Here is a 12,701-nt window from a genome sequence, read left to right on the forward strand (position 1 = left end):
AAACCTCCGCCAACCCACGAAAAACGCGGCTAGTCCCCCCGGACAGCCGCGTATTGCTTTATTTGGGGCTAATTAACCATTCAACGCCTGATCCAAATCCGCGATCAGATCGTCGATGTCTTCCAGGCCGACGGAATAGCGCAGCAGCCCGTCCGAGATGCCGCGTTCTTGCCGCACTTCAGGCGGCATGGCGGCGTGGGACATCATGGCCGGATAAGACAAGATGCTCTCGACCGCGCCTAGGCTTACCGCCACGAGCGGGAGTTTCACCCGGCTCAGGACGGCTTTCGCGCGATCGCCGTCGCCGATGTCGAAGGACACGACCGCGCCGTAGCCTTTCGACTGCTTCTCGTGAACGGCGCGGCGCGGGTGATCCGCCAAGCCCGGGTAATACACGCGCGACACGGCCGCATGGCCGTTCAGCCATTCCGCCAGCTTGCGCGCGCTATGCTCGCTCTGCTCCATCCGGGCCTTCAGCGTCTTCATGCCGCGCATCAGCAGCCATGATTCCTGGGAACCGAGCACGGTACCCAGGCCGTTCTGCAGCTGCTTCAGACGGCGTCCGAGGCTTTCGTTCGCCACGACGGCCAATCCGGCCAGCACGTCGCTGTGCCCGCCGAGGAATTTCGTCGCGCTGTGCAGCACGATGTCGACCCCGAGCTCGATCGGACGTTGATGGTACGGCGTCATGAAGGTATTGTCGAGCAGCGTGACGAGTTCATGCGTCTTCGCCCAAGCGGCGATCTCGGCGATGTCGGTAATTTTGAGCGTCGGATTGGACGGCGTTTCCATGAACACCGCTTTCGTGTTCGGCTTCAGCGCCGCTTTCACCGCTTCGAAATCCGTCATGTCCACGAATGTCGAATCGATGCCGAGCCGGCTTAGGACGGTCGTCAGCAGCCGGTACGTGCCGCCGTAAACGTCCTCGGTGACGATGACGTGGTCGCCGGTCGAGAACAGCAGAAACGCCGTCGAGATCGCGGCCATGCCGGACGCGAACGCGAATCCGCGAACGCCGCCCTCAAGCAGCGCGATATAGTCTTCGAGCGCCTGGCGCGTCGGATTGCCGGACCGGCTGTAATCGTGGACGGGCGGATTGAAAATATCGTGATGGTGAAACGTCGACGCTTGATAGATCGGCACGCTGGAAGCCCCGGTATGCTCGTCGATCTCGGAACCGAAATGGATCAGCTTCGTCGCGAACTTCGTTTCGGGCTTTTTCTCGTTGTTGTTAGCGTTGGATTGCTGCTCCGACATTGTCTACGCCTCCCCGATTTCGCGTTTGGCCGCTTCGAACGCCTGCGCCAGGTCCGCGATCAAGTCGTCTTGGTGCTCGATGCCGACGGAGAAGCGAAGCAGGCGGTCGTCCACGCCGATCCGTTCGCGGATCGCCAGCGGAATATCGGCATGCGTCTGCACGGCGGGGTACGTCATCAGCGACTCGACGCCGCCCAGGCTTTCGGCGAACGCGATCAGCTGGATATGACGCAGGATCGGCTCGACGTAAGCCGCGTTCTTCAAGCGGAACGAGAAGATGCCGGTATTGCCCGACGAGATGCGGTTCTGCACCTCATGGCCGGGATGATGCGGGAGCGCGGGATAGTAGACTTCATCGACGGCCTCGTGCGCGAGCAGCCAGTTGGCGATCGCGGTCGCGTTGGATTGGTGGCGCTCCATGCGCAGGGCCAACGTCTTCATGCCGCGCATCAGCAGCCAGGAATCCTGCGGACCGAGCACGGCGCCGAGGGAGTTGTGCAGGAAAGCCATCTGCTCGGAGAGCTCTTTGCCTTTGGTGACGATCAAGCCGGCAAGCACGTCGTTGTGGCCGCCGAGGTATTTGGTCGCGCTGTGCACGACGATATCGGCCCCAAGCTCGATCGGGCGCTGAAAGAACGGCGTCAGCAGCGTGTTGTCCACGATCGACAGCAGGTTTTTGGACTTCGCCCACGCGCAGACGCGCTCCAAATCCGTGATCATCATCAGCGGATTGGTCGGCGTTTCGATCAGGATCGCTTTCGTCACGGGCGTACAGAGCGTGTTCAGCGCATCGACGTCGTTGGTATCCACGTAGGAAGCCGTTACGCCGAAGCGGCTCATGATCCGCTCGAGCAAGCGGTATGTACCGCCGTACAGATCGAGGGACACGAGGAGATGATCCCCTTGGCTGAACAGGGAGAAAATCGTCGTCAAGGCAGCCATGCCGCTGCTGCAGGCAAAACCGGCGTCGCCGGACTCCAGCTCCGCCGCTGCGTCTTCGAGCACTGTGCGCGTAGGGCTTTTCGTGCGGGCGTAATCGAATCCGGTGCTCTCTCCCAGTCGCGGATGACGGAACGCGGTCGATTGATATACAGGGAAGCTTACGGCCCCGGTAACGGGCTCTTTAATGGATCCAATTTGCGCCAAGCGGCTTTCGATTTTCATGTGCTGCAGTCTCCCTCTTCTATAATAATGGTGATCGCCTGCCTCTTAAATGCCTGCCCCTAGATCGTAAGGCGTCTGCTGGTACACGTAATAGTTCAGCCAGTTCGAGTACAGCAGGTTCGCGTGCGCGCGCCAAGTCGATAGCGGCTGTTTCGACGGATCGTCGTTCGGATAATAGTTCTTGGGAATGTCGATGTCCATGCCCTTCGCCTGGTCGCGGTCGTATTCCGACTTGAGCGAGGCGGGATCGTACTCGGAATGCCCCGTCACAAAGATCTGCCTGCCGTTGCGGGAAGCGACGATGTACACGCCGGCATCCGGCGAATACGACAGAATGTCCAAGTCGCCGACTGCTTCGATGTCCTCGCGGCGCACTTCCGTGTGGCGCGACTGCGGCACGAGGAATTGTTCGTCGAAGCCTCTCATGAGCGGCACGCTGCGTTTCTCCACCTGATGCGGGAAGACGCCGAACATCTTCTCCTGCAGATCGTGCTTCGGAATGCCGTAATGATGGTAAAGTCCGGCCTGGGCGGCCCAACAGATATGAAACGTCGAGGTGACCTTGCGCGTCGACCAATCCATGATATCCTTCAGTTCTTCCCAATAGTTCACTTCTTCAAAAGGAAGCGTTTCTACGGGAGCTCCCGTCACGATCATGCCGTCGTAGTACTCGTGCTTGATATCGTCGAACGTTTTATAGAACGACTCCAGATGCTGCGCCGACGTGTTCTTGGACGTGTGCGTCTTCGGATGGATCAGCACGACCTCCACCTGAAGCGGCGTATTGCCGATCAGCCTCAGCAGCTGGGTCTCCGTAACTTCCTTGGTCGGCATCAGGTTAAGAATCGCGATCCGCAAAGGGCGGATATCCTGATGATAGGCGACGCTCTCGTCCATGACGAAGATGTTCTCCTCCGTGAGAATATCTTTCGCGGGCAATTGATCGGGTATTTTGATCGGCATGTCTATTCACTCCTGTCGTTTTTTTCCTGAGGAGCGCAACGAAAACAGCCCCTCTCCGCAGAGAGGGGCATAACAGTATCGTTCATGCGCCTCTCATCTCTCAGAAACCTACGTTTCCGCAAGAATTAGCACCGTGCGTTTTCACGCCGGTTGCCGGGCTTCATCGGGCTAGTCCCTCCGCCTGCTCTTGATAAGAAAGCTTGCTTATTTAATTAGGAATCATGCTATGGGAATACTTTAAATCATTCCGCCGATTCCGTCAAGCATTCCCGCTTCAGGCGCCAAATAACGCGTAACCATAGGCTTTTCCCCGCATATGGTATTACATGCGGAAACCCGCTGCTTTTCTTCTTGTATGGAAAGTCGTTGTCGGAGTATACTAGACAAGGATTATGCGTGAAATCGCATAAAATTGAACTTATAAAGGAGTGTTTACGAATATGGAAGGCGACCCGAGGCCTGCGAGCGACCGCATTCGGCATGCGAATGTCCGCAGCGAGAATGCGTGTTTCCGCATCGATAACCGGTATGTCGGAATCCCAGTCTGTCCGCTTGCGCTGACCCGACCTTATTCGTCAAACGACTCCGCGAACGCGCGGCGAAACGGCGAATAACGGCCCGAGAGGCGTATTCGCACATGCTCCCTCCCTCATGCCGGCATCCGGGAAACGATCAACTAGGGCAAGAGAGGAGGAGCGCGGATGAAAATCCGTCACGTGACGCAAGGCGTATTCAAACCGATCGAGGACATCACCACCGCAACGATTCCGCCCGCGGAAGGCTTTTATTGGATCGACGCGGACGTCGACGATCTTACGGTACTGCAGCCGTTATTCTCGCTCCATGAACTGGCGGTCGAGGACTGCCTGAGCGAAGAGGAGCAGCGGCCGAAAATCGAAATTCACGAAGGCCATTATTTTTTGGTTATCAATAGCATCCGGTTCGACGACGAAGAAATTTTCCTGCGGGCCTTGAACATTTTTCTGGGACGCCATTATATCATCACCGTAACGAAACAAAAAATCAACGAGCTGCGCACGCTGAAACCGATTCTTCTGGAGGAGCAGGTCAGCCGTCCCGATCATTTCCTCTATCATCTCGTCGATATCGTCGTGGACAATTATTTCCTCGTCGGCGACCGGATCGAGGTGCGCATCGAAAGCCTCGAAGAAGCCATACTCATGCACACGAAGAAATCGCATCTGAACGAAATCATCGGTCTGCGAAGCGAGATCCTGTGGCTGAAGAAAGTGCTCGGTCCGCAGAAGGAGCTCATCGCGACGCTCAACAAAAAAGATCTGAAGCTGATCGACGACCAGCTCCAAAAATACTTCAGCGATATCTACGAGAACGCCGTGAAAATCTCCGAGACGTTCGAGACGTACCGCGACCTCATGGGCAACTTGCGGGAGGCGTACCAGTCGAGCCTCGCCAACCGCGCCAATGAAATCATGCGCGTGTTCACGGCGCTGACGACGATCTTCATGCCCCTTACCTTCATCACCGGCATCTACGGAATGAACTTCGATTTTATTCCCGGGCTTCATATGCACGGCGGCTCTTACGTCCTATTAACATTCATGCTTCTGCTGGGGTTCGGCATGTTCTTTATTTTCCGCAAGAAAGAATGGCTCTGACAAACAACAAAAGCTCTCCTCGGACTTCATCGGTCCTTGGGGAGCTTTATTCGTATCCGCCTTGCCTACAGCTTGCCGAGCGGCAGCTTGAACGTTTGCTTGGTCAGCGGATACAGCCATTTGACGCCGCTCGGCGTCAACGTATCCGCGAGTAAATGCGACAAATAGCCCCATAACGCCGTCTGGGCGATGCCGTCCAAGCCGATCTGCCCTTCCAGCCCATGTCCGATCGCCCACCACCCGGCAGCGGCCCAGACCGTATGGCTGAGCCCCCGGTGATTCAACCACGGTACCCAGGCCACGTAGACGCCGAGGCCGATCAGCCAGCCCATCCCGCCCGCAAAGCCGCCGTAGAGCAGCGCCGCGCCGATCGCGCTGACGAGCGCGTTGCGGATCGCCCCGTTGCTGAGCACCAGGCCGAGCAGCAGTACGGCTCCTGCCGCGACCGCCCATTCGATGTGCAGGATACTTTTCGCCGCGTATTCATACACGGTCGTGCCGCTGAGCGCGATGCCGCCCCATAGCAGCAGCGCGTGAATCCATTTCGCCGTGCGGTTCAGCTTGCCGCTCAGCATGTTCGTGCCGTCCAGGTCGGCGGCGAGCGCCGAGAATGCCGCCACCGCGACATACAGCGCGGCATGCTTCGCCGTGAACGGATGGCTCGCCGCCGCGGCAACGCCGATCGCGGTTCCGATCGCCAAATGACTCGTTCCTTTCATGTGTTTCCCCTCTCTTGGTGACTGACTCCGATGCGCGCGTTACACATAAGTGAAATAGCCCGTTAAACTGCTTCACCCGCGAGCGCTTCCTTGCGCCCCTTCTCCACGTCCACATAGACGAGAATCGCGATTCCGATAATAAAGAATGCCAGCAAGGCCAGGATTCCGTAGCGGCTTGAGCCGGTTATCGAGCCGACGACCGCGAATACGAACGGCCCCGCGACGGAAGCGAATTTGCTGGATAGGCTCAAGAAGCCGAAAAACTCCGCCGTCCGCGACGGGGGAACGAGCTCGGCGTACAACGATCTTGCCGTCGCCTGGCTGCCGCCCTGGACTAAACCTACCAATCCGGCCAACAGGTAGAAATGCAAGGCGTTCGTCATGAAGAACCCTAAAATCACGATCAGTATATAGACGAACAGCGAGCTGTAGATCGATCTCTTGATCCCGATCCGCGAGGCGAACTTGATGAATAACAACGTGCTCGGATAGCCGACGAACTGGGTGATGAGCAGTGCCGCGATCAGGTCGTTCGTTTCGATCCCGATGCCGCTGCCGTAAATGGTCGCCATGACGATGACGGTGTTGATCCCGTCGTTGAAGAACCAGAACGAAGCCATGTATTTCAGCAGCTCCGGATAATGCTTCAAGGTGGCGAACGTTCCTCTCACCCGCCGAAACCCGTTCTTCAGCGTTTCTCCGAAACCGGAAGCCGTGTCCCTTGCCTTTTCCTTGACGTTCCGCATGATCGGCAGCGAGAAGACGATCCACCAGACGCCGACCATCGCGAAGACGGTTTGCGAAGCGTCCGTCGAATCCCGAAAGCCGAACGTTCCAAATGAAGTAATCATAACAAGATTAACCAATAGCAGCAACCCGCCGCCCAAATAGCCCATGGCGTATCCTTTGTTGCTGACCGCGTTCATCGTGTCCGGCGTCGAGACTTCGGGCAGCAGCGCGTCGTAAAACGTATTGGAAGCGGCAAACCCGATCGTGCCGATGATGACCAATATCGAAGCGAGCAGCCAGCCGTTCTCGCCGATGAAGGCCATGCCGATGCACGCCGCCGCGCCAAGAAACATGAAAACCGATAAGAAACGCACCTTCGATCCCGTATGGTCCGCCACCGCGCCCAAAATCGGACAAAGCACGGCAACGAACAACATCGCGATCGTCTGCGTGTACCCCCAATACGATTCCGCGGTATTTCCCGCTAACCCCTTGCCGGCCACTTCTTTGTAAAACACCGGCATGACCGCAGCCATGATCGTCGTCGCGAATGCGGAGTTCGCCCAATCGTACATAATCCAGCTTCTGACTGCCTTCGGGTTCATGCGTTTCTCTCCTTTTAGCGCTTTTGTCTCATTATCTACCCAGACCATTCGACGAAGGTCCCGGGATTCCTTTTAAAAGTATTGTTAAGCCGTCCCGGCCCTACCGCGCTTTGCTGTTCCGTCATTTATCACTTATAATAGGATGGTATTGTGATAAAAATCTTTGATGGATAGGGAGGGATTCCGTGAACATAAACCAGCTTGAAACGTTATTGACGATTTCCCGGACGATGAGCTTCCGCAAAGCGGGTGAACTGCTCAACCTGACGCAGCCGGCCGTATCCGCTCAGGTCAAAAGTCTCGAAGACGAGTTCAAGGCGGTGCTAATCGATCGGAATCAGCCCGTGACGTTAACGGACCGCGGACAAGTCTTTCTGGATCATGCCGAGCGGATTCTCGCCATCGTCGAGGAGCTCAAGCAGAAGCTGTCCGATCTCAACCAAACGCCGCAGGGGCATATCGTGCTCGGCACCACCTCCTCGATCGCCATTCAAATTCTGCCGCGCGTCCTGTCTTATTTTCAAAACCAATTTCCGCTCATCAAAACGACCATTCATTCCATGCCTTCTTCGGGCGTGATGACTAGCGTGGAGAATGGCAGCGTCGATATCGGCATCACGTACCTGAACGAGCGCAATCCGAACGTGGAAACCTCGATTCTCTATTACGATACGTACGAGCTGGTCGTCGCGCCGGAGCATCCCATGAGCGATTTGAAGCATACTACGGTGGAATCGCTGAAGGACATCCCGATGATCATGCTGTCGCCCGATACGCTGGGACGCCGGTTCCTGGATCAGATCTTCCGGAAATACAACCTCCAGCCGAATATCGTCATGGAGCTGTCCAGCAGCGAGGAAGTCAAACGAATGGTGGAAATCAATCTCGGCGCCGCGGTCGTCTCCAAGCTGTCCATCGCCAACGAGGTTCGCCTCGGCACGCTGAAGCGCATCAAAGTCGGCGAGCTGGACATGAGTCATCCCGTCGGACTCGTCTATAAGTCGGGGAGATACATCAACTCCGCCATGCAGCAATTTCTGAGCGATTTGAAAGGCATGCCCGAGGATCAATTCATCAGCAGCGAATAGGAGAGGATCTCATGAAATTCGACTTACATACACATCATTTCCGGTGCGGACACGCGGACGACAACATTGAAGATTACATCAAAGCCGCGCTGAAGGCCGGTCTCGGCGTCATCGGCATATCCGACCATTCCCCTTTCTTCGCGAGCGACCGCGATCATCTGAATCCCGGCATCGCGATGGCCAAGAGCGAATTCGCGCACTACATCGACGAAGTGCTGCGGCTGAAAGCCAAGTACGAGGGCAGGATCGACGTCCTGCTCGGCGTCGAATCGGACTTTTTCCCCGAGCATGCGGCGCTCTATCGGGACACCTATGCCAAATATCCGTTCGATTACATCATCGGCTCCGTGCATCAGTCGCGCGGCGTCAGCATCTTCAACCGCAACCGCTGGAACGGCTTGTCGGAGGAGAGCAAGATCGAAGAAAAACGCCATTATTATAAGTTGATCGGCGAATCCGCGCGGAGCGGCATGTTCCAGGTGCTCGGTCATATCGACGCCATGAAGGGCTATTACCCGGCATTCTCGGACATTCTTGCGGACGACGCCATCGATGAAGCGCTTCGCCTGATCGCCGAAAGCAAGGCCTCCATCGAGATCAACACGTCCGGGGGCACGAAGGACGTCGGCGGCTGGTATCCGTCGGATGCGATATTGGAGCGGGCTTGCCACTACGGCGTTGCGGTAACCTTCGGTTCCGACGCGCACAAGCCGAGACGCGTCGGCGAAGATTGGGAGAATGTCGCGAAACGCTTGAAGGAAATCGGCTTCAAACATTGGCAGTACTACAAGAACAAGCAGCCTGTCGTCGTCCCGTTATAAGGCCGGACAAAAAAAAGTGGACCTGCACACCGCAGGTCCAAACACATATATAATCAAAAGGGGGTCTTGGTCAGTATCTTACCCCACGAATGTAAAGGGACGATAACAGGAACATTGCAGTTGTATGACAAATTTTCGCGCGCCCGGCAGAAAGGTGAATCCTCATGTGGTTTGCGGCAGCCGTCAGCAGCGCTTTGCTCTTCGGTCTTGCGGGCTGGTGGATGAAGGTGTCCCAGATGCAGGGCGGTTCGTCCGCCTATTTGTTTCTGGGACTTTATTTGTCCGGCACGGCCGGCTTCGGCGTGCATGGCTTGGTCGAAGATGCGCTCCGAGGCGCGTTGAACGACCCGCGGATATGGATCGCGGGATTATTGATCGGCGCCGGATCGGCGCTTGGCAACGCCTTGTTCATGAAGGCCTTGGCGTGCGGACCGGCAAGCCTCACCTCGCCGCTCACGAACATGAACATCGTCTTGGTCATCGCGCTCGGCACCTTCGTCTACGACGAAGCGTTGACGGGCTTCGAGCTGGCGGGCGTGCTGCTGCTGCTCATGGCGGTCGTGCTGATCACGGTCAAGTTCGGCGGAAAGAAAACGGCGATTCGGCCCAAGTGGCACCTGTACGTCGGCCTTAGCATCCTGCTGTTCGCGCTGCGCAACGGAGGGCTGAAGGTTACCGAAGAACTGGGGCTCGGCGGAACGCCGGTGTTGTTCGTTGCATACCTGCTCTCCTTGGCCGGATTCGTCTGGGTTGCGGCGCGGGAACGGGCACAGGTCCGATCGCTTGGCAAGTTAGGCAGATTCAGCCTGGATACCGGACCGCTCGGTCGCAGCCGCCGAGCGAACGCCGTCGGATTGAAGTGGGGACTGATCGCCGGCCTCTTCTCTTACGCCGGATTGCAGCTGTATGCCGTAGCCTTGCAAACGGGACAAGCCAGTATCGCCGGACCGATCTTTGCCGCGAACAGCCTTGTCGTCGCCGCGGGAGCCATCGTCTTATACCGCGAACGCCTAAACGCGCTGCAGTGGTCGGCCTTCGTCTTAACGTTTGCCGGGCTGATTCTGATTCGATTGTGATTGTCCCCGCGAGAAGACCTTTCGCAACGTCGAATACGCCGAATCCTTGCCGCGTCTCATATAGCGGCGAAACCGGTTCGCGGCCGACAGCCTCATCGCCGAACCCCAGCCATCGTACCTGCCGTCCCTGCCGTCCAACAGCCGGTGCAGCTCGCGCACGCGGGCGTTGATCGTATCCAGCCGAACGTCCTCGTACTTGCTGATGACGAGCGGATACGGGTACTCCTGCTCCGGTTGGCTTTCCTTGTCCTTCTCGATGACGTACCCCTGCTCCTGCAACTGCGCCTCCATCGAGATGCGGTCCTCGTCCGCGCGGAATAGCAGCCAATGATAGACGTTGCGCGGCTCCGCGATTTTGTCGCCTTTATGGATCAGCGCGTAGATCATCTGCGCGTTGTGGACGAACAGCTCTTCGAGCGAATCCGGCAGCAGGAACCGGTAAAATTCCCAATCCGGGTCCGGCTTGATGTACGACTGCGCCCGATGCGGCCACTGTTCGTCCAACCACGCGCGGAGCGTCTCCCCGCCCAGCTTCCCCCCGGCCAAATAATAGTAGAACTCCAGCCTCGTCGCCGCGTTGATGCGTCCGATATACACCGCGTCCGAAGTGCGTTTCAGCCAATGTTCCAGCTTCGATTCCAGCTCTTCCAGCTGGACGATAACCTGCTTGTTATTGCGGCTTCGCTCGCGAACCGGATACAGATTGACGGTCACGGACAGCAGCTCCGAATAATCCGCCAGCGGCGCCGTGCCTTTATACCCAATATTCACAAGAACCCGCATCTGCTCGTTGCCTGCGCGACGTTCGTAAAATCCCCAATTGTCTGTCATTGCGCACCTCAATACCGTCCTATAAACGGCTTCCTTAGCTCGTACTGTTTCCCACTATTATAGCAGTCCGACTTCCACCGCGTACTAGAAAATATTTCGGCATAGCGCGCGTAGTTCATGAGCACTAGTTTCAAAATCGATGATCGAGCAAGGTACTTACTTTAATATAGTTGGCGAAAAATAAAAAGTATTTCTTCGATGGAGGCCCATTATCCATTCCCTTTACAAAACCTCCTGTGTTACAATAGAGGCAGCAAAGAGGGGTGATAACGTGGATTTATCCAAAATGTGCCCAAAATATGAATGCGCAACCGAGATGCTCGGAAAAAAATGGACCGGCTTGATTATACGCGTTCTGTTGGGCGGACCGAAACGGTTCAAGGAAATCAAAGAGCAGATTCCGGAAATGAGCGACAAAATGCTTACGGACCGGATGAAGGAATTGGAACATGCCGACATCATCAAACGGAGCGTCTATCCGGAGATGCCCGTCCGGATCGAATACGAATTGACCGAGAAAGGGCGAGGACTGGAGCCCGTTATCCGATCCATTCAAGATTGGGGCGAACACTGGTGCTAAGCCGCCGAACGTGACGCGGCTTTGCTTTCATAGCGGTCCCCGCGATTATCCGCGGTCAAGTAGACAATGGTTATTACAGCAAAAACTTGTTACGGCAAAGAAGCCTTCGCGTATGATGCGAAGGCTTTTTGCTGTCCATTCATCCAACCAAGGTCGAAGGAGCTGCTTACGAGAACGGATGCCGGAAGCCTTCCGCATTGTTGGCAAGAAGAACGATCGCAATAATCGCGAGCACGAGCGCGGGCAGCGCTTTGCCGAATGAATCCTTGACCCGGACATGCGCAACTACCGCGATTAGCATCATGACGGCGAACCAGCTTCCGACCCATGCCAGGATCCCCGGCTTCCAGAAGCCTATCACCAGACCGGCAACCCCGATCAACTGAAACAGACCGGTCAAGACGCGGAACCACTGAGGCAGCCGCAAATGACGAAAGGCTTCGATCTGCGCTTTGACTCCCGCAACGTTCATGCTGCCGCCCAAGAGGAAAGCCAGCATCAAAACAATCTGCAAAACAAGGCTCAATATCGACATGCCATGAACCACCCCAGGATTTTAATGCGTTACTCCCTTCATTATGAATCCAGGGGATCGTTCTTGAGAAGAGGGCACATTTTCGGAGCCATTGCGCATTTTCGAAACCATGCGGCTTTCCTAGCTCTAAATGACCTTTCGATTACTAAAAGAAGCGGTTCCCGAGATACCCGGGAACCGCTTCTTCAGATTCGCCCTAAAAAACCTGCCGCGCAGGTTTGGCGAATGGGCGCGATTTTGGTGCGGAGCACCACGAGAGCGCCCATCGCAAAACCGGAGCCCCCGCTCTACAAGCGGAGCAACGCGACCGCACACAAGAAGCCGTTCCCGAGTTACGCGGGAACGGCTTCTTCAGATCTAAAACCCTGCCGCGCAGGTTTGGCGAATGGGTGCGACTTTGGTGCGGAGCACCACGAGAGCGCCCATTGCAAAACCGGAGCCCCCGCTCTACAAGCGGAGCAACGCGACCGCACACAAGAAGCCGTTCCCGAGGTACCCGGGAACGGCTTCTTCAGATCTAAAAACCTGCCGCGCAGGTTTGGCGAATGGGCGCGATTTTGGTGCGGAGCACCACGAGAGCGCCCATCGCAAAACCGGAGCCCTCGCTCTACAAGCGGAGCAACGCGACCGCACACAAGAAGCCGTTCCCGAGGTACCCGGGAACGGCTTCTTCAGATCTAAAAACCTGCCGCGCAG

12 protein-coding genes and 1 riboswitch are annotated in these 12,701 nt (G+C 56.6%); of the genes, 5 read left to right on the plus strand and 7 right to left on the minus strand.

All coding sequences use genetic code 11. From position 1 onward, the window contains the following. Positions 1–72: 72 nt before the first annotated feature. The 3 genes from AC50YL_RS14045 to metA are packed head-to-tail and all read right to left on the minus strand — an operon-like array spanning position 73 to position 3,384. The gene (locus AC50YL_RS14045) at positions 73–1,257 is read right to left on the minus strand and encodes a trans-sulfuration enzyme family protein (protein ID WP_494832824.1); all 1,185 of its coding nucleotides are present in this window, start codon (positions 1,255–1,257) and stop codon (positions 73–75) included. Positions 1,258–1,260: 3 nt separating this feature from the next. After that, positions 1,261–2,421 (minus strand): PLP-dependent transferase, encoded by a 1,161-nt coding sequence (locus tag AC50YL_RS14050; protein ID WP_494832826.1) that lies wholly within the window; start codon positions 2,419–2,421, stop codon positions 1,261–1,263. Between the two features lie 45 nt (positions 2,422–2,466). Continuing rightward, on the minus strand, positions 2,467–3,384 hold the full coding sequence (gene metA, locus AC50YL_RS14055) for a homoserine O-acetyltransferase MetA (RefSeq protein WP_494832828.1): 918 nt from the start codon (positions 3,382–3,384) through the stop codon (positions 2,467–2,469). 90 nt (positions 3,385–3,474) lie between these two features. Next, positions 3,475–3,581: riboswitch (SAM riboswitch) on the minus strand. A gap of 504 nt (positions 3,582–4,085) precedes the next feature. Here metA and corA point away from each other — a divergent pair. Then, complete coding sequence (gene corA, locus AC50YL_RS14060; RefSeq protein ID WP_494832830.1) at positions 4,086–5,021, plus strand: magnesium/cobalt transporter CorA; 936 nt, start codon at positions 4,086–4,088, stop codon at positions 5,019–5,021. A gap of 65 nt (positions 5,022–5,086) precedes the next feature. Here the strand turns inward: corA and AC50YL_RS14065 are convergent, their stop codons facing one another. Together AC50YL_RS14065 and AC50YL_RS14070 are read right to left on the minus strand one after the other, a co-directional pair. Continuing rightward, positions 5,087–5,740, minus strand: coding sequence for a metal-dependent hydrolase (locus tag AC50YL_RS14065; RefSeq protein ID WP_494832832.1), 654 nt, complete (start codon positions 5,738–5,740; stop codon positions 5,087–5,089). A gap of 62 nt (positions 5,741–5,802) precedes the next feature. Continuing rightward, positions 5,803–7,074 carry an MFS transporter gene (locus AC50YL_RS14070; protein WP_494832834.1) on the minus strand — a complete coding sequence of 424 codons (1,272 nt, stop codon included), beginning with the start codon at positions 7,072–7,074 and terminating at the stop codon, positions 5,803–5,805. Between the two features lie 185 nt (positions 7,075–7,259). On the opposite strand from AC50YL_RS14070, the gene AC50YL_RS14075 reads away from it, so the two are divergent. From AC50YL_RS14075 to AC50YL_RS14085, 3 genes are all read left to right on the plus strand, one after another. After that, the gene (locus AC50YL_RS14075) at positions 7,260–8,162 is read left to right on the plus strand and encodes a LysR family transcriptional regulator (RefSeq protein WP_494832835.1); all 903 of its coding nucleotides are present in this window, start codon (positions 7,260–7,262) and stop codon (positions 8,160–8,162) included. An 11-nt stretch (positions 8,163–8,173) separates the two neighbouring features. Then, entirely contained in the window at positions 8,174–8,983 is an 810-nt protein-coding gene (locus tag AC50YL_RS14080; RefSeq protein ID WP_494832837.1) for a histidinol-phosphatase, read from the plus strand. 164 nt (positions 8,984–9,147) lie between these two features. After that, positions 9,148–10,059 (plus strand): EamA family transporter, encoded by a 912-nt coding sequence (locus AC50YL_RS14085; RefSeq protein ID WP_494832839.1) that lies wholly within the window; start codon positions 9,148–9,150, stop codon positions 10,057–10,059. Here the strand turns inward: AC50YL_RS14085 and AC50YL_RS14090 are convergent. Then, positions 10,024–10,890 (minus strand): DUF695 domain-containing protein, encoded by an 867-nt coding sequence (locus AC50YL_RS14090; RefSeq protein WP_494832840.1) that lies wholly within the window; start codon positions 10,888–10,890, stop codon positions 10,024–10,026. The two genes, AC50YL_RS14085 and AC50YL_RS14090, sit on opposite strands and share 36 nt — an antisense overlap. A gap of 271 nt (positions 10,891–11,161) precedes the next feature. Here AC50YL_RS14090 and AC50YL_RS14095 point away from each other — a divergent pair, with 271 nt between their 5' ends. Beyond that, on the plus strand, positions 11,162–11,470 hold the full coding sequence (locus AC50YL_RS14095) for a winged helix-turn-helix transcriptional regulator (RefSeq protein ID WP_328804003.1): 309 nt from the start codon (positions 11,162–11,164) through the stop codon (positions 11,468–11,470). A gap of 166 nt (positions 11,471–11,636) precedes the next feature. Here AC50YL_RS14095 and AC50YL_RS14100 read toward each other — a convergent pair whose 3' ends face one another. Then, positions 11,637–12,005: a DoxX family protein gene (locus AC50YL_RS14100; RefSeq protein WP_494832842.1), complete on the minus strand. Its 369-nt coding sequence runs from the start codon at positions 12,003–12,005 to the stop codon at positions 11,637–11,639. Positions 12,006–12,701: the final 696 nt, after the last annotated feature.

The organism is Paenibacillus sp. J22P277 (assembly GCF_059383675.1).

Excerpts from the sequence above, each read along its gene's own strand:
- AC50YL_RS14100 (WP_494832842.1), bottom strand. The coding sequence starts at position 12,005 with ATGTCGATATTGAGCCTTGTTTTGCAGATTGTTTTGATGCTGGCTTTC.
- AC50YL_RS14050 (WP_494832826.1), bottom strand. The coding sequence starts at position 2,421 with ATGAAAATCGAAAGCCGCTTGGCGCAAATTGGATCCATTAAAGAGCCC.
- metA (WP_494832828.1), bottom strand. The coding sequence starts at position 3,384 with ATGCCGATCAAAATACCCGATCAATTGCCCGCGAAAGATATTCTCACG.
- AC50YL_RS14080 (WP_494832837.1), top strand. The coding sequence starts at position 8,174 with ATGAAATTCGACTTACATACACATCATTTCCGGTGCGGACACGCGGAC.
- AC50YL_RS14070 (WP_494832834.1), bottom strand. The coding sequence starts at position 7,074 with ATGAACCCGAAGGCAGTCAGAAGCTGGATTATGTACGATTGGGCGAAC.
- AC50YL_RS14090 (WP_494832840.1), bottom strand. The coding sequence starts at position 10,890 with ATGACAGACAATTGGGGATTTTACGAACGTCGCGCAGGCAACGAGCAG.
- AC50YL_RS14045 (WP_494832824.1), bottom strand. The coding sequence starts at position 1,257 with ATGTCGGAGCAGCAATCCAACGCTAACAACAACGAGAAAAAGCCCGAA.
- corA (WP_494832830.1), top strand. The coding sequence starts at position 4,086 with ATGAAAATCCGTCACGTGACGCAAGGCGTATTCAAACCGATCGAGGAC.
- AC50YL_RS14065 (WP_494832832.1), bottom strand. The coding sequence starts at position 5,740 with ATGAAAGGAACGAGTCATTTGGCGATCGGAACCGCGATCGGCGTTGCC.
- AC50YL_RS14085 (WP_494832839.1), top strand. The coding sequence starts at position 9,148 with ATGTGGTTTGCGGCAGCCGTCAGCAGCGCTTTGCTCTTCGGTCTTGCG.